Below are 23686 nucleotides of genomic sequence, written 5' to 3'. Positions count from 1 at the left end.
CGGCAGGTCGCGGAGATCCAAATCCGCATCGCCGTGCTAAACCGTTACACAGTTCTTGGCATACCCGTCACAGGGCCCCTAGGATAAATCCGTCCGGGGAAAGGGGAAGAACGCTCAGACCCCGATTTGTGCAACAAAGCCACTCCGAGTGGTGAAAAGAAACTCATACTTTTATTCAGCGTATGTGCCGAGCAGCCCCAATTGGGTGGGAGCTTAAAAAAATTGGCCAAGGGTTGGTAGAGCTGCTACCCTCGTTTGCCCCCCCCGGCTAAAGATTTACCGGGGTGGCTCAGAGTGCTTTTCGCTCCTCTGAGCCATTCATCAGCAGGATCGGTAGGTTGTTCCAGATGGCGCAGTGAGGACGGACTACGTTGAAGTCTCTACTCCACTTCTCCATTTTTGACTGGGCACTGTAAAGGCTAGTGAACCAGTGCGCGTTCAGGTATTCTGCATGAAACTTGCCGTTAAAATTCTCGCTGAAGGTGTTGTCTGTTGGTTCTCCTGGACGGGAAACGTCTAGCACCACGCCGCGCTGATACGCCCAATCTTCCTCTTCCTCTGCAGATAGGCGACTGTCCGATTTTCTGGGCCACTTCAGCCGCCCGCTCCAGGACTTAACGCACATGATGTTTTCTCTTTACGATCCTGTTGGTCGCCTTGAACCCCGTCTACTTTTTCCAAGCTTGGTATAGGTCAAGACCTGTTTGGTCGCCTGCATTTGGGAAGGTCACACGAAAGCCCGCAATTGGCTCTGTTGGCCAGACGTGCGGATGTGATTTTCGCAGAAAACTTCCAGTGGGATATCTGTCCTGTCTCCATGAAAAAAGTGGGGCGTATTCTTCGCTGGGGGTCAGCTAGACATATTGTAAGGCCGCAACGCTTACACTGACCTGATGAGCCAGGAGTTTGGAAGCCCAGACGTTCCAAGGTGTTGTAGTCTTGGTATGCCAACGGATAGGGCGAGAAGGTCTGCGTTCAAAAAAAGGGCGCGGTCGCCTGAACAGTTGAAGGCGATGTTGGCCGTGGTTCACCCCTTGAGCCGGGCTGGGCTGCGTAGCTGCTGCCGATCGGAAGTGTTTTTGCCTTTCTTCCTATGGACCATTCTGGAGACTGCTCCGGTCAAGGCCAGCAGAAGCGGTACTGATGACAGAGGGGAACACTGACCCTACGCGGTCGCGTGGTGCAGGGGGGAACCCGCAGAAAATCACGGTTGGGACATAGGTTCAGTCGGAAGTGTGTGGATCGCCACCGCGCTGTTACGCCTGGCTTGACCTTTTGGGAACGTCAGGCGGTTGGACCTTGGCCGTCGGCGGCTCAGTTTTGCCCAGCAAGACGGCCAAGAAGGTGACTTCAGCTGGAACTCAGGTCGGGTCGGGCATTGAATTGCCGTTCGGGAGGACCTGTCTGATCCGACGACCCGGGAGGTTGGAGCATTGGAGCACAGCGCTGATCACAGTGCTGAAGATCCATAGTGACCTGGCCTTGGATGATTTGTGTCATGGTAAGGCAGCACAGGACGCGGATTTGCAGTGCGCCGAAGGGGTTTGTAAAAAAGGATTTCAACGAGGTTTCTAAACCTGCCTTGGGCCGTTTTAGATCCGTGCTGAAAGTGGGAGATTTGGGTTTGGCTGACCTCCGGCAGTTGGAATGCCTGGGTTTTCCAAGGGAGCGCAGGGATAGGCTACCATTTGCTGCGCTCTGACGTGGACCAGACGCTGCTTGATCCATTGGCTTTTGAGTAAGGCCGGCTGTGTTGGATTGGCTTCGTTTCAAACAAATGGGTTGATCTAACGCCCCTGCGCTGAAAAGAGGGCGCTGGGCAGGATCTCTGCGCCACCCTTTGTACTTGCTGCGATCTTGGAGCCGACATGACCATCACCCTTCTTGTTACCCATTCTGGCGGTTTTCATGCGGATGAGCTGCTGTCTTCTGTGGTACTCACCCGGCTTTACCCTGAGGCCGAACTGCGTCGCACCCGTGACCGGGAGGCTCTGAAGCCAGCGGCCCATAAAATCATTTATGATGTAGGCGGGAGCTATAGCACCGAAGAACAGATTTTTGATCATCACCAGCGTCCTGGCCCCTTGCGTGAAGATGGCCAGCCGTTCAGCTCTTTTGGGTTGATCTGGGCGCAGTATGGTCGGGACTATCTGGCTGCCATGGATGTGCCTGAAGGCGATGTCGATGCCATCCACGCGGCTTTTGACAGCAAGTTTGTACTGCCGATTGACCTCCTCGACAACGGGGCCATGGAACCCTCGGTGGCCGGGCCTTTGGCGATCCTGACGCTTCCTTCCCTGCTGGGGAGCTTGAAGCCGGTGTTTGATGACCCCTCGCCAACTGCCGACGATGATGCCTTTGGTGCGGCGCTTGTCATCGCCCGAAGCTTTGTGGAGGCCACTGTAAAGGGGCTGAGTGCCAAGGCACGAGCACAGAACCTCGTGCTCGAAGCGATTGAAAAGGCGGGAACATCACCAATCTTGGAACTGCCAATGGGAATGCCGTACCGGTCGGCGCTGGAAAAGGCAGAAGCGGATCACATGTTGTTTGTGGTCAATCCACGCGGCGACGACTGGACGTTGAATGGAATCAAACTGTCGAATGACACCTTTGAACAACGTGCAGATCTACCGGCCGCTTGGGCTGGGCTGACAGATGCGGCGCTGGAAGAGGCGAGTGGCGTAAAAGGCGCGAAATTCTGCCACAACGCCCGCTTTATTGCCGTTGCAGACTCGCGCGAGGCCATTTTGCAAATGGCGGAAATTGCGGTGAAAGCTTGCCTGTGACGGGCCTTCCGCCCGGAGCAGCCTAGCTCCACAATCAAGGTTGATGGCCATCCGGAGCAGAGGTTACCTGATCGCTAGAAGGGGTAACTGTCAATCTTTTCAAAATAGGCGTCCAGAACCGGCCGGGAGCTTCTTTTGGTCAGGAACCTGAGCCCGACTTTCAGCCCCTTTTTCCAGCGCACTGCGACCTCGAACTCGCCGATGTCGGGAACGGTGATGGATTTCACCGCGTTGGGGTCAAAATTGTCGTCCTCTGGGGCCAGCTCAATGGCAATGCCGCTGTAGCTGATGTTGAAGGTCTCACCCTCTATGGCGCCTTCAGTCAGCGATATCGTGCAGGGAAGCTTAAGCGCCAGTCGGGACTCTGTATCTACAACCTCTCGAGAGTAGGGGTTATCTGTTGTCATTTGCCGCTCTCACTTGTTGCGAAACCTGTTACTCCACATCTATATCGCCCAGTAGTTAATTGAACTTGAATAACTATTCAATTTGCCACCCCTGCGGGTGGTTGGAGCCGGCTCCTTCTACTACCGTGAAGGCTCAGAATTTTTAGCCTTCTTTTTGGCCTGCTCTTGATTGAGTGGCGGCTTGCAAACCCCGGGTTGGGCCTGCGTCTTTTTGCCCGAGGCGCGCCCTGGGGAAGCAATCAGTTGGGTTAGTGCCCTCCAAGTGCTTGACCTGCGGGGCTGGCGCGGCCATGAACCTGTTTGGACCTCAGGGCACAAAGCCCGAGTTGAGGTAACTGTCAAAAGGATCCGGCATGGCGCGAAATCAGGCAGCTCCGACAACGGAAGACGAACGCGAGAGCTCTCGTGAAATTAGTGTTCTGGGGGCTCTTTGGCCTTTCATGCGGCCCTACCGGCTGCTGATGTTTGCTGCCACCTGCGCGCTGGTTCTGACGGCCGGCCTTTCATTGACCCTGCCCCTGGCAGTGCGCCGGGTGGTGGATAATTTCCGGATCTCCGAAAGCGCCTTGCTCAATCAGTATTTTGTTGCGGCCTTGGTCATTGCTGCGCTTTTGGCAGCAGGCACAGGTCTGCGCTATGCGCTGGTCACCCGGCTGGGGGAGCGGGTTGTCGCGGACATTCGCAAGGCGGTGTTTGACCGAGTCATTGGTATGAGCCCGGCGTTTTTTGAAAAAATCATGACCGGCGAAGTGCTGAGCCGGATCACCACAGATACCACGCTTATTCAGTCTGTTCTGGGCTCTTCTGTGTCAATTGCCCTGCGTAACCTGCTGATTTTTATGGGTGGCATGGTGTTGATGCTGCTGACCTCGGCAAAGCTGACCGGATTGGTTTTGCTGATTGTGCCGGCGGTCATCGTTCCTATTCTTGTCTTGGGGCGACGTCTTCGCGGGATCAGCCGTGAAAATCAGGATTGGATTGCAGCCTCGTCCGGCAATGCCGGTGAAGCCCTTGGTGCGGTACAAACGGTACAGGCCTTTACCCATGAAAGCGCCAGCCGGGATCAGTTCTCCCAGATGACTGAAACCGCTTTTGATGTCTCGCTTAACCGGATCCAGACGCGCGCCTATCTGACTGTGATCGTAATTTTTCTGGTGTTCTCTGGCATTGTGGGCGTGCTCTGGATGGGCGCCAATGACGTGCGTGCGGGATTGATGAGCGAAGGAACTCTGATCCAGTTTGTGATCTATGCAGTATTGGTCGCAGGGTCTGTTGCTGCCCTGTCTGAGATCTGGAGCGAGCTACAACGCGCCGCAGGGGCTACTGAACGGTTGGTGGAGCTGCTCAATGCCAGTGATACCGTCAAGGACCCGCAAGCGGCCAAGACCTTGCCAAGCCCGGTAAAAGGCGAAATCACCTTTGATGGGGTGTCTTTTGCCTATCCCGCCCGGCCTGGTGTTCAGGCTTTGGACGGCGTTGATCTATTGGTGAAGCCCGGCGAAACCGTTGCTTTTGTTGGCCCTTCCGGGGCGGGTAAGACCACAATCATTCAAATGATCCAGCGCTTTTACGACCCGGATCAAGGCGCGATCCGCCTGGATGGGCTGGCTTTGCCTGACCTGCAGCGCGATGATTTCCGCCAGCATATCGCCATGGTGCCACAAGACCCGGTGATCTTTGCTGCCTCGGCACGGGAGAACATTCGCTTTGGTCGCCCTGATGCCACTGATGCGGAGGTCGAAGCAGCCGCAGCGGCAGCAGCGGCGCATGAGTTCATCTCGAAACTGCCCGAAGGCTATGACAGCTTTGTAGGCGAGCGCGGGGTGATGCTGTCAGGGGGGCAAAAGCAGCGGATTGCCATTGCCCGGGCCATTTTGCGTGACGCGCCTGTGTTGTTGCTGGACGAGGCCACCTCGGCGCTGGATGCGGAAAGCGAACGTCTGGTGCAGGCAGCGGTGGATGAGCTGAGCCAGAGTCGCACCACTTTGATTGTGGCGCATCGTCTGGCTACGGTGAAAAAGGCCGATCGCATCGTTGTGATGGAAGAGGGCCGGGTGGTCGCCACCGGCACCCATGACGCGCTTGTGGCCGAAGATGGGCTCTATGCCCGGTTGGCGCGGTTGCAGTTCACGGATGGGCTGGCCGCCGAATAGCTCCAAAGGCAAGCGGTTTGACAGGTCAGGTCGCATGTTTCGCGACGTCAGAATGCTGCGTTGCCTTGACGTGATCTTGCCCATTCGCTTGCACGATCCGGCTTTTGCCCTCAAATTAGGGCCGAAGAGGAAAATCCCGGTACTTGCCGGGGTCAGGGGAGGAAAGTAATGGCATTTGCCACGATAGAAGACTGCATCGCAATGGAGAAGGAAGCGAGCTGGGAGGAGCGGGATAATCCCGTTACCCTGTACCAGCTGCTGTCACGCACGACGGGCAAGTTTCCCAATAACAATGCCGTAAGCTATCAGATCTTTTCTGGGCCGACTGACAAGGCAGAGACCCTGACCTGGAGCGAGCTCAAGGATCAGGTGACCCAAGCGGCCAATATGTTCCGTGAATTGGGCATTGGCGAAAAGGATGTGGTGGCCTATGTGCTGCCCAACTGTAACGAGACGCTTGTCACCATGTTGGCCGGCGCCGTGGCCGGGATCGTCAATCCGATCAATCCGCTGCTGGAGCCCGAACAGATCGCGTCGATCCTGCGCGAGACCAAGGCCAAGGTCGTGGTGACGCTGAAGCCTTTCCCCAAAACCGATGTGGCACAGAAAGTGGCGGAAGCTGTGCGCCACGCCCCTGGGGTGAATACGGTGCTCGAGGTGGACCTGAACCGCTATCTGACACCGCCAAAATCCTGGATCGTGCCACTGGTGCGCCCCAAGCTGGAAAACAAAGATAAACTCGCCCATGCGGATTACAAATCCTTCCGCCGTGAGATGCGCAAACAGCCCACCACGCTGAGCTTTGCTGATAGCACCACAGATCGCGTGGCCTGTTATTTCCACACCGGTGGCACCACCGGCATGCCTAAGGTTGCACAGCACAAATACTCAGGCCTGATCTACAATGGCTGGCTCGGTAGCACCTTGTTGTTCACCGAAGAGGACAACATCATGTGTCCGCTGCCGCTGTTCCACGTCTTTGCCTGCCATGTGATCATGATGGCCTCGATTGCCTCTGGGGCGCATGTGGTCTTCCCAACACCGCAGGGCTATCGGGGCGATGGTGTCTTTGACAACTTCTGGAAGCTGATCGAACGCTGGAAGATCTCTTTTATTATTACCGTGCCCACGGCGATCTCTGCCAAAATGCAGCGCCCGGTTGATGCGGATATTTCGACTGTGAAAACAGCCTTTTCCGGTTCTGCGCCTTTGCCTGTTGAACTGTTTCACCGGTTTGAAAAAGCAACCGGCATCAAGATTATCGAAGGCTACGGGCTGACAGAGGCCACCTGTCTGGTCTCTTGTAACCCGGTGGATGGCGAAAAGAAGATTGGCTCGATTGGTCTGACCTTTCCCTATACGGATGTGAAAATCGTCAAGGGTACTGCGGATGGGTTGGTTGAATGCGGTACCGAAGAAATCGGCGAGATCTGCATTTCTAACCCCGGCGTCTATGCGGGCAACACCTATACCGAAGCAGAGAAAAACGTCGATCTCTACTACAAGGATGAGTATCTGCGCACCGGTGATCTGGGTCGGTTTGATGCCGACAGCTACCTCTGGATCACAGGCCGTGCCAAGGATCTGATCATTCGGGGGGGGCACAATATTGACCCCGCCGAGATTGAAGAGGCCCTGCTGGGGCACGAGGCAGTCGCCTTTGCTGGTGCCATTGGCCAGCCAGACGCTCACTCGGGTGAACTGCCCTGTGCCTTTGTCGAACTGGTTGAAGGTGCAACCGCCACTGCGGATGAGCTGCTGGAATACTGTAAGATCCACGTGCATGAACGCGCCGCCATTCCCAAACACCTCACGGTGCTGGACGAGCTGCCAAAAACCGCCGTGGGCAAGGTGTTTAAGCCGGACCTGCGCAAGCATGCGATCACCCGCATCTACAACGAGGCGCTGCTCAAGGCGACCTCTCCGGCGCGGGTCGAGGCTGTTTTGGACGACAAAAAGCGGGGCCTTGTGGCGCAGATCGCTGCCAATGGGGCCAGTGATGAAGATATCTCAGCCGTTCTGGGCGGGTTCATCCGTCCCTGGGAGCATCTGCAGGTGGAAACTGCCGCAACAGGGTGACTCGCACCCCTAGATCGAAACCTATCACGGGACGCGCTCTATTCGGGCGCGTCTTTTTTGCGATTTCACCATTCCCAAGCCTGTCCACTCTGGCCTAGGCTGGCCCGCAGATAATGGGGGATGAAGGACGAGGAATGGATTACGAACGGCTGATCGACGAAGAGACCTGGGCCTTCATCCGCAAGACCGGGGAGTGCTATCCGGAGGATGCGGTAGAGCAGAGCATCGACGAGCAACGGGCGCTTTACAATGAAATGGCGCGGGAATTTCTGGCGCCGCGTCCGGATCTGGTCAGTAGCGAAGATCGTCTGGTGGGCGATGTGCCGGTGCGGATGTACGCTGCGGGGGATCCAACGCGAACGGTGCTGTTTTGTCATGGCGGTGGCTTTGTTGTTGGCGGGCTGGAAAGCCACGATGATGTCTGCGCCGAGATCTGCGCCCAGACGGGCTACCGGGTGGTTGCGGTGGATTACCGCTTGGCGCCCGAATACCAGCACCCGGCGATGTTTGAAGACGCCAGGCAGGTCCTGGATTGGGTGCTTTCCAGCTATCCTGAGGGCGTGGTGCTGATGGGCGACAGTGCCGGTGCCAATCTTTGTGCTGCGCTGGCTCATGCGACACGGGCCGATGCGGATAAGTCCGCGCGTCTGTTGGGACAGGTCCTGGTCTATGGTGCCTTTGGCGGTGATCTGAATGCGGGCTCTTATCTGGAACATGCTCAGGCGCCGATGCTTACCCGTGATGAGATCCTGTTCTACATGGATGTACGTCGACCCGGTGGCTCCGACGGACCAGACCCGAGCTATGCGCCCTTGCAGGACACGGATTTTACCGGGTTGCCGCCTACTGTGTTGGTCTCCGCTGATTGTGATCCGGTGCGCGACGACAGCCGGGACTATTGTGAGCGGTTGAACGCCGCAGGCGGAAAAGCACATTGGATCAACGAATCCGGTCTGGTGCATGGCTATCTACGCGCGCGCCATTCAGTTGGTCGGGCGCGGGACAGTTTTGAACGGATTTCAGCCGCGGTCGAGGCGCTGGGGCAGGGGATCTGGCCCTACGACTGATATCCGCCCGAAAATGGCCAGGCCTATCCGGCGATATCGCTGCAGGTCTGGGGCGAGACATGCAGATCGGTCCAGCCGGCTGATTTGAAGACCCAATTGCTGTCAAAGACCTGCACGTAGTCCCAATCCCCCTGCGGCAGGTAGCTGTAGCCAATGGTGTCGCCGGGAGTAATTTTTCCGATCACCGGTGTGTCCTTGCCGGGCCCTGCGTGCAGGCCAACCGATTTTCCCCGCCAGCCGAGGCAGGCGCTCTCAGAGATATCGCGCAGGGGCAAGTGCCAGAGCGCCTGGCGTTGCGCAAGATCGGGCAAAGATAGGCTGCCTTTGGAGGTATCAACCCGGCAGTCGCCTTCGCGCTCCAAGGCCTGCAGCTCCGCCACCATCTCTTGGTCTTCCGCGGATAAGGAAACCGTTTTACCAAGGCAATCTGAGTTGTCAAAAATCGCTTGCCCCAGTTTGGAGCCAAAGCAATATCCTGCCCGATCCATAATCGCGTTGCGAGTGAACCAAAGGTCTTCGCAGAACTCATCCGCCAAGGCCAATGACGGGGCAAGGATGGCGGTAGTGACAAGGGAAAGGGCTGCGAGGGAAAAGGAACGCATGAAAGAAGTCCTGAAAAATAACGACCCCCTGAGATTATCACAGAGGGTCGCAAAGGGGAGCGCTATTTCAAGAAGGGTTCCGCCTTCATGGTCTCGGCAATGGGGGCGCCAAGTCGGCTGAGGATGGTGGGAGCCAGCTGCCGTTGATCAATCACATCCTCTGCGGCTGGGCCTTCGGCGTCGCCAAAGTAGTAGAGCGCCGTTTCCTGTTGCAGAGCGCCGCGCCCGCCGTGGTGGCCGCGTTCATCCTGGCCGTGATCGGCGGTGACGATCACCTCGTAGCCCAGTTTGCGCCATTGGCTGACAAAGGGCGCCAGCATCTCATCCATGACAAAACAGGCGTGGTCCATCTCTTGACAGTCATGAAAGAACCGATGCCCCATACTGTCCAGGGTGCAGGTGTGTAGCATGCCGTAGTTCAGACCAAAGCGTAGGCAAAGGTTGGTCAGGGTGCCAAAGAGATCCACATCCGACGGTGTCATCTGGTTGGCATTTCCATAGCCAGTCATGGTGTGGAAGCGGCCGTGGTTGATGGTTTTGCTCTCGGGCTCATCATATTCGATGTCGCGGACGTAGTCGAAAGGATGGCGGTTGAAGAACTGCGACCAGAAACTATGGGCCACGGCGCCCGTGATGCCGCCGCCTTCGCGGACCTGACTAAACACATCCTTGTGGCCCAGCTTGAAGACATTGCCATTGCCGGTGCAGCCGTGTTCTGCCGGGGCGACACCAGTGTGGATCGAGGCATAGCAACTGGCCGAGATCGAAGGCAGCACCGCGCGCAGCTTCCAGACGCGTGCATCTCCGCTGTCGACCCATCCTTCAAGATTGCCAAACAAGCGGCGGAAGTTGCGGTAGGGCACCCCGTCCAGAATGATGAGAAGCAGTTTGTTGTCCATGACCCGAATCCTTTGTTCCACGGGGCTGTTTGACCTCATCATTACGGGTATAACTTGAATTTCCATTCAAAAAACGGACGGCATCACAGCCGCCCGTCGTTTTTGAGCCATTTCCTGGGGTAAGGCTGGAGTTACTCCGCTGGAACAGCTGCGGTGTGGCTCGGGTCGGCCTTGAAATGCTGCTGATTGAGTCGCAGCACTAGCGCGATCATGGCCCATTGGCTGGCCAGCGCAACGGCGATGAGCACCCAGTAGGCGAGGCTGAACTTGTCGATGACATGTGCACCTGTCAGGCCTTTGTTGATGAAGAAATGCAGCATCACCGAAAGCGCAACACCCGGGCAGACCAGCGCGTAGGAGCCGGGAGAGAGCTTGCTGCCAAAGACAAAATCGCCAAAGTAATTCTGGCGCAGCATCACCAGGGTGCCAAGCAGCAAAAAGACGATTTGCACAGTGAGGATCCGCGCCAGCAGCATCAGGGTTTCAGCCGGGGCGCCGTGCACGTCAAAGGCGGCGTGCAGCCCGTGGTTCTGGCGCAACATCATGATGCCCAGGACGGTCAGCAGGGGGACAATCACCATCAGCGTCGGGCCCGCTTCGCGGGCGGTGCCGTGCATCAGCATCGCGGAAAACGCTGTCACCGAAGCATAAGTGGCATAGAGCATGGCTGTGATGCCAAAGAAGGTCGACAGCACCAGGGAGGTGCCAACCACCACTGTATTGCCGCTCATGGCTGCAGGGGCGGACAGGCCGACGGCCACCATCGACAAGGCAAAGGCCGGCAAAAGCTGTGCAAAGGAGTTATGCGCCGTCATGTCAAAGGCACCACCTTCGGCCAGAACCCGGCCCAGAAAGTGGCCGATCAGGCGAAAAGCCCAGATGCCCACCAGCACAAAAGCCACCATAGCCGCCGGGAAGAGGTATTCCACGACGCTCCAGAGTTGCGGCACAAAGACCAGGCCGACAATAAAGCCGCCATTGATGGTCATTGCTGTCGCCAAGGGACCAGCCAGCAGGGTGGTTTCGCCATTGGTTTGGCGCAGTGTCCTATAGGCATCGGTTTTTTTGAATCGGCTTAGGGTTGCAAAGTTCCACAGCAGCAGTTTGACGTTCAAGAAAACAAAGACCGCGATGCCTGCAATCGCGATGACAACGGCGGCTTTTAGCGGCGTGCTGCCATTTTGCAGCACCGCTATCAGGTCTTCGAACACCGGCACGGGCTGGCCGGGGTGCGGCACCCAAAACATCAGATACATAAAAAAGGTAACGGCGAGCCCGCCTGCGCCCAGGGAGGCAAGAAAGTAGAGCGGGGAGTAGTTCTGTTCAGCAGCGGAGTGCGGTTTGGGCATCGGTCTATTCCTAACATGGCATTAGTATTCCAGTTATGGAATATAAGTGCATGCCAAAAAAGGAATGTATAGGCGCATAACGACGCAGGCCCGCGCAAGAAGCACGGGCCTGTTCAGGTTTTGATCGGAATGGCGGGAGACTAGTTGCCAGCGCTCTCCATTTTCCGGTTGGCAATGACCTCTTCCAGCCAGCCCAGACGCATCTCTGGCACCGAGCTGAGCAAAAGATCTGTATAGTCATCAAAGGGTGGGCTCAGGACCTGGTTCTTCCCCCCATAACGCTGCACCTTGCCCTGATACATCACTGCGATCGAGTCAGAGATCGCCCGGACGGTCGCCAGATCATGGGTGATAAAGAGGAAGGCAACATCTTCGATCTTTTGCAGTTCCAACAGCAGCTTGAGGATGCCATCGGCCACCAGCGGATCCAGCGCCGAGGTGACCTCGTCGCAGATAATCATCTTCGGCTTAGCCGCCAGGGACCGGGCGATGCAGACACGCTGCTTTTGTCCGCCGGACAGTTCCGCCGGGTAGCGATCAATGAACTCTTCGCCCAGTTCGATTTCATCCAAAAGCTCGATGATCCGCTTGCGCTTCTCCTCGCCCTTCATGTCGAAATAGAACTCCAGCGGGCGACCAATGATGGTGCCCACGGTCTGGCGCGGGTTCATCGCCACATCTGCCATCTGGTAGATCATCTGCAACTCGCGCAGATCCTCACGCGAGCGCCCCGCCAGATCAGGCGATAGGGTGCGCCCGGCAAATTCGATCTCACCTTCACGCGGTGGCAACAGACCGGTGATGACGCGGGCGAGGGTGGATTTGCCCGAGCCGGATTCGCCCACCACAGCCAGGGTCTGGCCGGGGTAGAGATCAACATTCACATTGTGCAAGACATCAAACTGAGTGCCCTTGTAGCGCGCCGTGATATTGCGCACGCTCAGCACAGGATCACCGCTAGGGGCCTTTTCCTCGTGCTCGATGGAGCGCACCGAGACAAGCGCCTGCGTGTACTCTTCGTGCGGGTTATTGATGATCTGATCAACGGGCCCGTATTCAACCATATTGCCGTGACGCAGCACCATGATGTCATCGCTGACCTGAGCCACAACAGCCAAATCATGGGTGATATAGAGCGCAGCAACGCCGGTCTCCCGGATGGCTTCTTTGATGGCCATCAAGACGTCGATCTGGGTGGTCACATCCAAAGCCGTTGTCGGCTCGTCAAAGACCACCAGATCAGGCTCAGGGCAAAGCGCAAGCGCCGTCATACAGCGCTGCAGCTGGCCACCCGAAACCTGGTGCGGGAAGCGATCGCCAATGTTGTCAGGGTCCGGCAGGCCGAGCTTGTCAAACAACACCCGCGCGCGATCTTCCGCTTCTTTACGGCTGAACTTCTTCTGTTCGACAGCGGCTTCAACCACCTGATCAATGATCTTTTTGGCCGGGTTGAAAGAGGCGGCAGCGGATTGCGAGACGTAAGTGACCTCACCACCGCGCAGCTTGCGGATATCGCCAATGCCGGACTGCATGATGTCGCGCCCATTGACCCAGACTTCACCACCGGTGATTTTTACACCGCCCCGGCCATAGGCCATGGAGGCAAGACCGATGGTGGATTTACCAGCACCGGATTCCCCGATGAGGCCCAGCACCTTGCCCTTTTGGACGTCAAAATCCACCCCATGTACGATGTCGATGTCATGGGGTTTTTCACCCGGAGGATAGACCGTCGCGCCGATTTTCAGCCCGCGTACTTTTAGCAAAGGTTCGCTCATCCGCGGCCTCCTTTCAGCGATGTGGTCCGGTTCAGGATCCAATCCGCCACCAGATTGACCGAGATGGCCAGGGTGGCGATGGCATAGGCGGGCATCAAGGCCGCCGGAATGCCGTAGACAATTCCTTCGGCGTTTTCTTTTACGATGCCGCCCCAGTCAGCCTGAGGTGGCTGGATGCCAAGCCCGAGGAACGACAAAGTGGAGACAAAAAGCACCATAAAGATAAACCGCAGCCCCATTTCTGCCACCAGCGGAGACAGGGCATTGGGCAGGATCTCACGGAAAATGATCCAAGCAGTCTTCTCGCCGCGCAACCGCGCCGCTTCGACGTAGTCCATTACCTCAATGTCGACAGCGACAGCCCGCGACAGGCGGAACACACGGGTGGAGTCCAACAGGCCCATCAGCAGGATCAGAACCGGTAGGGTCACGGGCATCACAGAGAGCACGACCAGCGCAAAAATCAGCGATGGAATGGACATCAGCAAGTCCACAGCCCGCGACAAAAGCTGGTCGACCCAACCGCCTGCGACAGCAGCGAGAAACCCAAGCACGGAGCCGGTGGTAAAGGACAGGATGGTTGCGGCTGTCGCCACAAAGATCGTTGTGCGCCCGCCGTAAATCATCCGGGACAGCAGATCCCGGCCAATGCCATCAGTGCCGAGCAGGAATTCGGAGCTGGGGGGATCCCAGAACCCGGAACTGACGACCTCGGCATAGTGATAGGGCGCGATAAAGGGGGCGAAGATCGCCGCCAGAAAGTAGAGCGTGGTAAAAAATAGCCCAATGGCTGCTGCAAGGGGAATTCTCATTTTGGGTGCCTCAGTCTTGGGTTGGACAGGATCGAGACAATGTCGGCGATCATGTTCATGCCGATATAGACGGCAGCAAAAATGATGCCGCAGGCCTGTACGACGGGCACGTCACGTTTGGCAACGCTGTCTACAAGGTACTGGCCCATGCCAGGGTAGACAAACACCACTTCGACAACGACGACGCCCACCACCAGATAGGCAAGGTTCAGCATCACGACGTTCACGATGGGGGCAACCGCGTTGGGAAAGGCATGGCGAAAGATCACCTGAAAACCATTCAGACCTTTGAGTTCCGCAGTTTCGATATAGGCTGACTGCATCACATTGAGGATCGCGGCGCGTGTCATGCGCATCATATGCGCCAGAACCACCAAGGTCAGAGTGGCGGCAGGCAGCGCAATGGCTTCCAGCTTGTCCAAAAGAGGACCGTCATGAATAAAGGCGGTTGCCGTTGGATAGAACCAGCCCAGTTTTACGCCAAAATAAAACATCAGCACATAGCCGATCAAGAACTCAGGGATCGAGATCGAGGTGAGCGTGACGGCAGAGACCAATTTGTCGGGCCAGCGGTTGATGAACCGCACCGCCAGAAGGCCCAGGAAAATAGCCAGTGGCACAGCGACGATTGCGGACCAAAATGCCAGGAACAGGGTGTTGGACAGCCGTTGGGCGATGCTTTCGCCGATATCCCGTCCCGAGGTCAGAGCAGTGCCTAGATCTCCTTGCAGGAGACCGCCCAGCCAAGAAAAATAACGTTGCAGGGCGGGTTCATTCACACCCAGCTCTGCGCGCAGGTTTGCCAGCGCTTCAGGGGTTGCGGATTGCCCCAGGATAGATTGCGCCACATCACCAGGAAGGATGATTGTACCCGCAAAAATCAGGCCCGAGACGAGGAACAACAGTAGGAGGCCCAACGCGATGCGTTGGGCCAACAGTTTGATTATAAGAGGCATCTTATGCCTTCACCCACATTTTGAGGGGCGAGTAGCTGTTCATCAGAGCAAAGCCTTTGGCGTTCTCTACCCAGCCATCCAGACGATCCGATGTTGCATCAACAAAATCGTTGAACATTGGGCAGATCAACCCGCCCTCATCGCGCTGAATTTCGCCCATGTCCGCATACATCTGTGTCCGCTTGGCGGTGTCCAGCTCGGCGCGGGCTGCCAGCAGCAGCTGGTCGAACTGCTCGTTGTTGAAACGGGTGTCGTTCCAGTCAGCAGAGGACAGATAGGCTGTGGTATACATCTGATCCTGAGTTGGACGACCACCCCAGTAACTGGTGCAGAAGGGCTGTTTGTTCCAGACCTCGGACCAGTAGCCGTCGTTTGGCTCGCGCTTGACGTTCAGGTTGATGCCGGCAGAGGCACAGGACTGCTGGAACAGGGCCGAGGCATCCGGTGCGCCAGGGAAGGAGTTATCCGAGGTGCGCAGCAGGATTTCACCTTCGTGGCCAGAGGCCTTCAGGTGGTGCATCGCCTTGTCCGGGTCAAACTCACGCTGCTCAACCGCGGTGAACATTGGGTAAGAAGAGTTGATCGGGCTGTCGTTACCAATCGAGCCATAGCCGTTCAGAACCTTGTCGACCATTTCCTGACGGTTGATGCCGTATTTCAGGGCCATCCGTACGTCTTTGTTGTCAAAGGGTGCGGTGTTGGCATGCATGATGAACACATAGTGGCCAGGGCCGGACGTGGAATGCACATTGATGTTTGGGGCACGGTCGACCAGTTTGGCCGTACGTGGGGGAACCCGGTCAATCATGTCAACCTGGCCGGACTGCAGCGCGGCAACACGGGCGGTGTTGTCATTGATGACGATCAGTTCGATGGTCTCGGCATGGCCGATGTCACCCCAGTAGTTGGGGTTCTTTTCTGCCACGATCCGCACACCCATATCGGCATCTTTGATGATATAGGGGCCGGTGCCGATGGCCGCTGCTGGATCATCCATGCCGCCGCCGGGCTGGATCACCAGGTGATAGTCCGCCATCAGATAGGGAAGGTCAGCGTTTGGCGTTTCCAGCTCGATAGCAACACTGTCACCATTGGCAGAAACATTCTTGATGCCACGCATGATGCCAAGGGCACCGGATTTGGTGTCTTCGCCAGAGTGACGCTCAAGTGTCTTGGCGACATCTTCTGCCGTCACGGCCTGGCCGTTGGAGAAGGTGATGCCCTTGCGGATCTTGAAGGTCCAGACCTTGGCATCGGCAGAGGCCTCGTAGCTTTCAGCCACTTTGCCGTCCAGGCCGCCATCGTCGTTCAGCTCAACCAGAGGCTCGCCCCAGAGGCGGATCATCATCAGAGTGACCTGGTTGGTGGACAGCGCCGGATCCAGGCTGTCGGTGGTGCTGCCGCCCTGAAGCCCCATGCGGATGGTGCCACCTTTTTGTGGACCAGCGGCGCGTGCCTCGGTTGTCAGCAGGGTGCCCGCGGCTGCGGCGCTAAAGCCCAGTGCGGCGGCTTTGGCCATGAAATCACGGCGGCTCAGTTTGCCGGCCACGGCATGGCGCGCCAGATAATGAAGGTGATCGTTCATCGATGTCTCCCAGTTTTAGTTCCTGCAGCTTGCAATCACGGTCTGCGATCTCGGCGGCTTATTTTTGTATGATGCACCAAGGTTTGCGCATTTGCCGCAACCTCGCAAGCTTTAAAAACGACACCCTTGCTTTGACGAAACTTCTGGAAAGTCTCGAAATCTGATTGGTGTCGCCTTCTATAGGTGTCATGCCGCATTTGTGAGGTAAACCGGCTTTTTGCCCCTATTTTTCCTAAGCGAGAAGTTTTTGCCCTTTGTGACGTGACGCAGCGAGATTTGAGGTCACAGGGGCGGTTCTGGGCAAGGATTTTCATAAAACAACAGAGAATCTATGGTCGTTTTACGCCCGTGATCCCGGTCGTGGTCTATTCGCGACATCGCCGGAAGCGGGAGTGAAATGCGCTGAAAGTAAAGTGCTCTGGATCAGCGATCTGCGCTGTCCATCCATATGGTGATTGGCCCATCATTGAGCAGCCTGACCTTCATATCGGCGCCAAAGCGCCCGCGCTGAACGGGCAGGTCGAGGGCTGCCAATTGGTCGGCAAAATAGGTGTAGAGCGTTTCGCCCTCGGTTGGTGCGGCTGCAGTGGAGAATCCCGGGCGATTGCCACGATGGGTTTCGGCAGCAAGGGTGAACTGGCTAACAACCAGAACCGCGCCACCAATATCCATGACTGAGCGGTTCATTTTGCCCGCGTTATCGGCAAAAATGCGCAGTTTCGAGATCTTTTTGACCAAATAATCGGCCTGGGCCTGATTGTCTCCCTGCATGGCGCAGATCAACACCAAAAGCCCGGTGGAAATTTCACCTATGACCTGCTGGTCAACCGTGACAGAGGCTTCGGAGACTCGTTGGATGACTGCACGCATGGGATTGGGCTTTCCTTGAGGGCTGAATTAGTCGCGAAACTCGGTGAATTCAGGCAGTGGTGCCCGGCTGGTGCGAAAGCCATTCGCCGGATGATCAGGATCACCATATCCAAAGGAAATCGCACAAAGGATTTGCCGATCTTGGGGAATGTCCAGTAGCTCGTGCAGCAGTGGCGCATAGGAGGCGACTGCGGCCTGCGGGATCGTCGCGACTCCTGCGGCCTGTGCGGCCAGGGTAAAGCCCGCAACAAAGCCTCCGCAATCCATGGCGCCGTAGCCTCCCAGGGCCACAGGTGTGGACAGTACCGCACAATGTGGCGCGCCAAAGAGTGAAAAGTTCTCCATCATTTGGCGGGCAGAGGCCGCGCGATCGCCTTTTTTCACGCCGACAGCCTCGTAAAGGGCCCGGCCGCATTCGCGCCGCCGTGTCTTGTATTCCTCTTCATAGGCCGTCGGGAAGGCGAGATCCGGGCTATGCCCACCGTTTTGGACCGCTGCCATCAAGGCCTGGCGCAGGCGTTCAGTTTCCTCATCGCTGGTGATGGTCAGTTTCCAGGGCTGGGCATTGCACCAGGAGGGCACTCTTTGCGCGCAACTCAGGATCTCCTGGATCAAGGGCTTTGGCAGGGGGTCTGGCAAAAAGGCGCGGCAGCTGTGGCGGGCGGAAAACAGCGCCTGCAGGTCATGCAATGTGGGCAGAGTGGTGGTCATGTCGAAAAGTCCTGGCATGCAAAGATCCCCTCTTTCCTACTGGTAAAGAGGGAACATGGAAGGGGCAAATTAGGAGGGCCTAGCTTTGTGAGCCAAAATAGGCCGCGACAGCCAGAAGGGCGAGACCAAGCACCACGGCCCCGGCGATCTTCCAGCTGGAATAGGGCCGTTCCCCCTGTACCCGGCCGCTTTGGCCATTGACCACAAAGCGGTAGCTTTTGCCGCGATACTTATAGGCCGCGAGCCATACCGGCAGCAGTACATGTTTGAAGGTGATGTCCGAGAGGTCGGTATCGATGTTGGAAATACGCTGGCGGTCGCCGCCAATGTCAAACCGCACATCGCGCTCGATCACCCGGTCCATATGGGCGCGGGCCTCGTGGAACCCCTCTTCCAATTCAACCGCATAGGCCTCGGCACGAAATCCGGCCAGGAACTGCGGCTGATAGGGGGCTAGAGCTGACAGGTCCCAGGGCTCCAGCGCGTCGGTGTAACGTTTGGGAAGGCTTTTGGAGGCCAGCACCAGCACATCATCAAAGAACCGTTTTACCCGGCCAGAAACCGGCGTCCAGCGGGTCTTGGCGACCTGACGGGTTTGCTGCTTTCCGTCCACTGTGACAGTTTCGGAAACATAATAGATGGTGCCCCGAGCACCGGAGTAGCGGCTTTGGCTGTCGGCGTCATAGGTCCAAAACGGCACATAGATGCCCTCCATCGCCCGGCCTTTGCGGGCATAGTCCTGCAACCCGTTGGGTGCGAACCATAATTTTCCAAGCCAATCATTCATCGCCTTATGGGCAGCACGTTCTTCCAGATCAAAGGGTACCACGCCTTTGGGTTTGATATGGCGGCTTTCTCCGGTATCGGCCACGACCGGCGTTGCACAAAAGGGGCATTCCAGCGCATGGGTCTCATTTGAAAATTCAACCTGCGCGGCACAATTGGGACAAGAGGTGACGCGGGTCACTTCCATCTCTGCCTCGGGCAGGTCCTGTGACAGTGCTGCTTTGAAATCCAGCTCACGCAGCGTGCTGCTGTGTTCTGGCTTTTCACTGACCTGCTGGCTGTGCCCACAATGGCTGCAGGTCAGGCTGCCTTCCTTTGGATCAAACCGGTAATCCGCGCCACATTGTGCGCAGGGAAACCGATTGGTCTCCAGAGGAGCATCAGCAACCCTTTGGCTTGATGAGGGCGGGGCGGGAGGCGGGGTATTGGTCACGCTTTTGTCCAGACAAGGGATCAGGATTGACTTAGGTCTACCAGCTTGCAGGTGCTGTGTCGCCCCTGTTTGCTCGGGGCCTGGCTCTCGTGCAGATGAAACCTGCGAGGGCCCAGCCTTGGCGGAGGAGGGCGCAATCTGCGCGCTCCCCTTTATCTGCAACGCCTAAAGCGGCTAGGCGGGAGGTGGCGGCGGTGGAGGCGGCGGCAGGATTGTGAAAAGCTGCGCCAGTTCATCGACATCGCCCGCGCGTTTCCAGCCGTCTTGGCCTGGGGTCCAGACGAGGGTGTCGCGAGTGAGGCCGCCTTCCTGAGCCATCCGGCCCAGCCGCGCCTTGGAATAGGGGCCAGAGGTGGCGCCATTTTCTGTCGTATGCCAGACATGTTCCACCGGGGGCGGTGGTGGCGCGACGGGCGCGGCTTGCGGCGCAGCCACTTGCGGTGCGCTGGCGGCGGCAGCGGGCGCGGCGGCGGCGCCCCAGGGACCAGGAGCCTGCCCTGCTGCATTGGGCTGCATCTGCTGACCCATCTGCTGCGCCATGGCCATGCCCATCCCCATGCCTATGCCGGCGCCCATGCCGCTGTTTGGAGTTGAGGCCGCAGCCCCCATGGCCTCGGCCGCGGCAAACTGAGTGTAGCGGCCCAGATCACCTACGATGCCCATCTGGGTGCGCTTGTCCATTGCCTGCTCCACGGCAGGTGGCAGCGAAATATTCTCGATATACAGTTCGGGGATTGAAAGCCCGTATTCCGCAAGGGTCGGCGCGATTTCAGCGCCGACCAGCTTGCCCAGATCAGAGGTATTGGCCGCCATATCCAGCACCGGAATGCCAGAGCCGGCCACTGCGCGGGAAAACTCCTGCACGATGATATTGCGGATCTGGAACGAGATCTCATCCATGGTGAACTCACCATCGGTGCCAACGATCTCGGTGAGGAAACGGGCGGCATCCACCACCCGCACCGAATAGCTACCAAAGGCACGCAGGCGGACCGGACCAAACTCGGGGTCACGACACATGATCGGGTTCTTTGTGCCCCATTTCAGATTGTTGAACCGGGTGGTGTTGACGAAATAGATCTCTGATTTGAACGGCGACTGGAAGCCGTGATCCCAATGCTGCAAGGTCGTCATCACCGGCATATTGTTGGTCTCTAGCATGTAGAGACCGGGGGTAAAGACATCCGCCAGCTGGCCTTCATGCACAAAGACCGCTGCCTGACCTTCGCGCACCGTCAGCTTGGCGCCATACTTGATCTCATGGGCTTCGCGCTCGAACCGCCAGACCATGGTGTCGCGGCTGTCGTCGGTCCAGTGAATGACATCGATGAATTCGCCTTTGAGAAAGTCAAATATTCCCATGTTGAAGGTCCTTTTCTCTAGTCTTCTTACTCAGTAAATTGGTGAAGGGCACAGCGATTACAACGACTGCCCCATGGCTTCGCGGGCAAGAATGCGAATGATTGGTCGGGCCTCGTCGGCGCTCATGCCCGTGCGCAGCCTCGGATCATAGAGCATCTTTAGCAGTTGCTCATCGTGACTGGTCAAGAAAGCAAACTCGTCGTCATCATTAAAGATCGAAGGTCGCGCGCGCGGGCTGTCATTCAACAAGCCCAGCCCCTGAGCCACCTCTTCGTGAATGCAGCTGTCGCGCACCAGATCGGGATGTTCGGCCCGGATGAGAGCCACCCCGCGAATATAGTCAAAAGGTGCGCCCTGTGGTCCTCCAGCCAGTACAAAACAATAATGGGTGCGTGGCGGATTCACAAAGAGATGCAGGTCGCTGTCGCTCAGGTTTGGCAGCAGGTCACGGACCTTTTCTGCTACATAGGCCTTGTCGTCCGCACCAGCAAAAATCACGTGGAAATTGCCCCGTTTGGGGGCGGTTGAAATACTATGGCCAGTGACCCGTGCGAGGCGGGCGCCATAGGATTCTAAAACGCCCTGATCCCGCTGCCGCTGACTTGCCGGCACCGAGGGGCCAAAATTTGCGACCAGTTTTACCGGACCTGACCAGCGGCTGAGACCACCGGTAAGGCCACTGCCGCCGCGCCCAGCATATTCGTTGTAAAAGGCGATTTCCTCAAAATTGGCAGCCAGATCATCCGCATCATAGGGGGTTTCTGGTCCTCCGCCATCGGTGCGCAACAGCCCGCGCGTCAGCAGATCCTGCTGCAACACCCTGTAATAATTTCGCAGCTCGGCGCTTTCGACCGAGGGGGGCTGATAGGCGGCCGGAACAACATCAGGGCGTTGTTCCGGCACCAAAGACGTGCGCTGGCCATTGGGCAGACAGGCGGCAAGCGTAGCAAGCCCAAAGCTTGCCAACACCAAGGGCCGCAGGGTCCGAAACACTGTCTGTGGTGACCGGCGCATCATTCAGCTGGGAACTGCGGTGCCGGCATTGTCGCCAATGCCGTCCTTGCGGGCCTTGGCCGCAGCCAAGGTGTCGCGCAACTCGCCTTCCATCTTTTTCAGCTCCTCCTCGGCAGCAGCCCGACGGGATTTGCCCTCGTCTGCGATTTGCAGGCTTTCCTGAATGGTGCCGACCAGATCCGCATTGGCCTGTTTCACCGCTTCAATGTCAAAGACGCCACGTTCCATTTCTTCGCGGATCATCTTGTTGCTTTGCCGCAGATTGGCGGCATTCGAGGTCAGCAGCTCATTGGTGAGATCATTAGCGGCGCTGACCGCCTTGGCGGCCTCAGCCGAGCGCTGGATGGTCACGGCTTGGGCCAGCTGGGTTTCCCACAGGGGCACGGTGTTGACCAGGGTCGAGTTGATCTTGGTGACCAGGCTCTTGTCGTTTTCCTGCACCAGGCGGATCGAGGGCAGCGACTGCATGGTGACCTGCCGGGTGAGTTTGAGGTCATGCACCCGACGCTCCAGATCATCGCGGGCGGCGCGCAGGTCGCGCAGCTCTTGCGCACGCATCACCTGCTCGTCCTCGGGTGCTGCGGACACTGTGGCTTCCAGCGCGGGAATGTCCTTAGCGTCCAGATCGGCCAGCTTGGCCTCACCGGCAGCAATGTAAAGCGCCAGCTCGTCATAGAAGTTCAGGGTCTTTTCATAAAGCAGATCCAGCGATTTGATGTCTTTCAGCAGGGTGTGCTCATGTCCCAGCAGATCATCGGTGATCTTGTCGATCTGGCCCTGGATGGTTTCAAATCGGGCGGTGAACTTGGCAAAGGGCGCGGCGCGGCCGAGCAGGCGCTCCCAGAAGGTGGGCTTGCGGCGCACATCCAGTTCAGAGACCGAGAAGCCGCGAATGGTGGTGACGATGCCGCGCAGCGAGTCGCCGGCCGGGCCTACGTCCTTGTTGCGTACATCTGCCAGCATCGCCTGGCTGATGGTCTGCAATTCCGCCTGGGCACCAGAGCCAAAGCGGATGATCGAATTGCTGTCGCCCATGTCGATTTCACCAATGCGGGTGGTGATTTCGGCGCTGACCTCTGGGGAAGCTGCTTCCAGCGGCTGCACCTCGGCAACGGGCTCGGGCAGGGTATTTGCCGCAACGGCCATGACCTGAGCTTCGGCTTCGGCGGCTTGTTTTTGAATGGTCTCAGACATTTAAAATTCCTTGCAATAGGTTAACTGCGGTCCAGATGGACGCCTTCACGCTGCAAACGGTCGCGCAGCACATCGATTTCAACAGTCAGATCGCTGCGGTCTTCCACCAGCATCTTGCGGGTACGGGCAGCAAAGTTCTTCTCCAGGTCGCTCAGCAGGGCCAGATAATCAGAGCGTGCTGTGGCATCACCGCTGCGGCTATAGATATCGGCAAATTTCACCGTCGCGTCCTTGGCACCCTGCAAATAGACCGTGAGGTATTTGCGCGCAGCCGTCAGATCGCGTGGGTCTTCTTCGACGGTGCGAAACAGCTCGCGGGCGACGGCTTGAAATTGCTCCACCCGATCCTCGACTTCTCGGTCACGGGTGAGCATCGCCGCATCAGTCATGGCGTCCAGGCTGAATTCAGCCTCTTCAACGGCGCGGGCAACCCGGTTTTGCTGAAAATCATCAATGCCTTCGGTGCCCTTGTCCTTGAGCGGGTCGAGGCCAAAGGCTGCCAGATGCAGACCACAGGCGGCCAGCCCGTAGATCGCAGAGGTCACCAGGCCGGGTTCTGATTTCCAGGCGGCAACCCCAGCCCCTGCGCCAATGAGAACGGCGGCCAGGATCTTGCGGGGCAGGGCAGGCTTACGCGCCACCCGGCGGCCATCATAAGCGGCAGAGGCCCGCAGACCTTCACGTAGCATATAGGCCCCACCGGTCCATAGCGTGGCTGCTACCAGCCCCAGCGCCATGTCGGCCGCGCCATCAATGACCGATAGCAGGACCAAAAGCCCCGCGGGCACAAACATCAGGTTTGAGCGCAGACCAACAGGATTGGCTGTGGCGTTGCGGATGGCT

General features: G+C 57.7%; 20 protein-coding genes. 4 read left to right on the top strand and 16 right to left on the bottom strand.

Translation table 11 applies throughout. The features are described 5' to 3' along the window. Positions 1-289: 289 nt before the first annotated feature. A complete protein-coding gene (locus ABJP42_RS05570; protein ID WP_490363189.1) occupies positions 290-625 on the bottom strand; it encodes an integrase core domain-containing protein in 336 nt (111 codons plus the stop codon). 1243 nt (positions 626-1868) lie between these two features. Here ABJP42_RS05570 and ABJP42_RS05565 point away from each other — a divergent pair. Beyond that, positions 1869-2786 carry an MYG1 family protein gene (locus tag ABJP42_RS05565; RefSeq protein ID WP_348339119.1) on the top strand — a complete coding sequence of 306 codons (918 nt, stop codon included), beginning with the start codon at positions 1869-1871 and terminating at the stop codon, positions 2784-2786. Positions 2787-2860: 74 nt separating this feature from the next. Here the strand turns inward: ABJP42_RS05565 and ABJP42_RS05560 are convergent, their stop codons facing one another. Further along, complete coding sequence (locus tag ABJP42_RS05560; RefSeq protein ID WP_348339117.1) at positions 2861-3193, bottom strand: PilZ domain-containing protein; 333 nt, start codon at positions 3191-3193, stop codon at positions 2861-2863. 353 nt (positions 3194-3546) lie between these two features. On the opposite strand from ABJP42_RS05560, the gene ABJP42_RS05555 reads away from it, so the two are divergent. The 3 genes from ABJP42_RS05555 (at position 3547) to ABJP42_RS05545 (ending at position 8492) form a co-directional block, all read left to right on the top strand. Further along, positions 3547-5346, top strand: coding sequence for an ABC transporter transmembrane domain-containing protein (locus tag ABJP42_RS05555; protein WP_348339115.1), 1800 nt, complete (start codon positions 3547-3549; stop codon positions 5344-5346). Between the two features lie 168 nt (positions 5347-5514). Continuing rightward, entirely contained in the window at positions 5515-7425 is a 1911-nt protein-coding gene (locus ABJP42_RS05550) for an acyl-CoA synthetase (RefSeq protein ID WP_348339113.1), read from the top strand. A 134-nt stretch (positions 7426-7559) separates the two neighbouring features. After that, positions 7560-8492: an alpha/beta hydrolase gene (locus tag ABJP42_RS05545; RefSeq protein WP_348339111.1), complete on the top strand. Its 933-nt coding sequence runs from the start codon at positions 7560-7562 to the stop codon at positions 8490-8492. Between the two features lie 23 nt (positions 8493-8515). On the opposite strand, the gene ABJP42_RS05540 is transcribed toward ABJP42_RS05545, so the two are convergent. From ABJP42_RS05540 to ABJP42_RS05475, 14 genes are all read right to left on the bottom strand, one after another. Continuing rightward, positions 8516-9094, bottom strand: a complete 579-nt coding sequence (locus tag ABJP42_RS05540; protein ID WP_348339109.1) for a DUF4453 domain-containing protein — start codon at positions 9092-9094, stop codon at positions 8516-8518. Between the two features lie 62 nt (positions 9095-9156). Next, complete coding sequence (locus ABJP42_RS05535; protein ID WP_348339107.1) at positions 9157-9993, bottom strand: alkaline phosphatase family protein; 837 nt, start codon at positions 9991-9993, stop codon at positions 9157-9159. A 131-nt stretch (positions 9994-10124) separates the two neighbouring features. After that, positions 10125-11342 (bottom strand): TsoY family (seleno)protein, encoded by a 1218-nt coding sequence (locus ABJP42_RS05530; RefSeq protein ID WP_348339105.1) that lies wholly within the window; start codon positions 11340-11342, stop codon positions 10125-10127. A gap of 140 nt (positions 11343-11482) precedes the next feature. Further along, on the bottom strand, positions 11483-13120 hold the full coding sequence (locus tag ABJP42_RS05525; protein ID WP_348339103.1) for an ABC transporter ATP-binding protein: 1638 nt from the start codon (positions 13118-13120) through the stop codon (positions 11483-11485). Next, positions 13117-13932, bottom strand: a complete 816-nt coding sequence (locus tag ABJP42_RS05520; RefSeq protein ID WP_348339101.1) for an ABC transporter permease — start codon at positions 13930-13932, stop codon at positions 13117-13119. Before ABJP42_RS05520 ends, ABJP42_RS05525 begins: the two co-directional genes overlap by 4 nt. After that, positions 13929-14888, bottom strand: coding sequence for an ABC transporter permease (locus tag ABJP42_RS05515; protein WP_348339099.1), 960 nt, complete (start codon positions 14886-14888; stop codon positions 13929-13931). The genes ABJP42_RS05520 and ABJP42_RS05515 overlap by 4 nt, the downstream gene beginning before the upstream one ends. Position 14889: 1 nt before the next feature. Continuing rightward, positions 14890-16473: an ABC transporter substrate-binding protein gene (locus ABJP42_RS05510; protein WP_348339097.1), complete on the bottom strand. Its 1584-nt coding sequence runs from the start codon at positions 16471-16473 to the stop codon at positions 14890-14892. Positions 16474-16896: 423 nt separating this feature from the next. Further along, positions 16897-17343, bottom strand: coding sequence for a D-aminoacyl-tRNA deacylase (gene dtd / locus ABJP42_RS05505; RefSeq protein ID WP_348339095.1), 447 nt, complete (start codon positions 17341-17343; stop codon positions 16897-16899). A 27-nt stretch (positions 17344-17370) separates the two neighbouring features. Beyond that, entirely contained in the window at positions 17371-18072 is a 702-nt protein-coding gene (locus ABJP42_RS05500; protein WP_348339093.1) for a nitroreductase, read from the bottom strand. Between the two features lie 61 nt (positions 18073-18133). Continuing rightward, positions 18134-19273 (bottom strand): TFIIB-type zinc ribbon-containing protein, encoded by a 1140-nt coding sequence (locus ABJP42_RS05495; protein ID WP_348339091.1) that lies wholly within the window; start codon positions 19271-19273, stop codon positions 18134-18136. A 174-nt stretch (positions 19274-19447) separates the two neighbouring features. After that, complete coding sequence (locus tag ABJP42_RS05490; RefSeq protein WP_348339089.1) at positions 19448-20635, bottom strand: SPFH domain-containing protein; 1188 nt, start codon at positions 20633-20635, stop codon at positions 19448-19450. A 57-nt stretch (positions 20636-20692) separates the two neighbouring features. Beyond that, complete coding sequence (locus ABJP42_RS05485) at positions 20693-21652, bottom strand: DUF2927 domain-containing protein (RefSeq protein WP_348339087.1); 960 nt, start codon at positions 21650-21652, stop codon at positions 20693-20695. Beyond that, entirely contained in the window at positions 21653-22843 is a 1191-nt protein-coding gene (locus tag ABJP42_RS05480) for a toxic anion resistance protein (RefSeq protein WP_348339085.1), read from the bottom strand. It lies immediately after the preceding gene. A 20-nt stretch (positions 22844-22863) separates the two neighbouring features. Next, positions 22864-23686: 5-bromo-4-chloroindolyl phosphate hydrolysis family protein (locus tag ABJP42_RS05475; RefSeq protein WP_348339083.1), on the bottom strand; the 823-nt coding region annotated here is incomplete at its 5' end.

The sequence above is a fragment of the Pseudophaeobacter sp. genome (assembly GCF_039971195.1).
In the GTDB taxonomy this organism is placed as follows: Bacteria; Pseudomonadota; Alphaproteobacteria; order Rhodobacterales; family Rhodobacteraceae; genus Pseudophaeobacter.
This window is presented reverse-complemented; position numbering and strand designations above follow the sequence as displayed.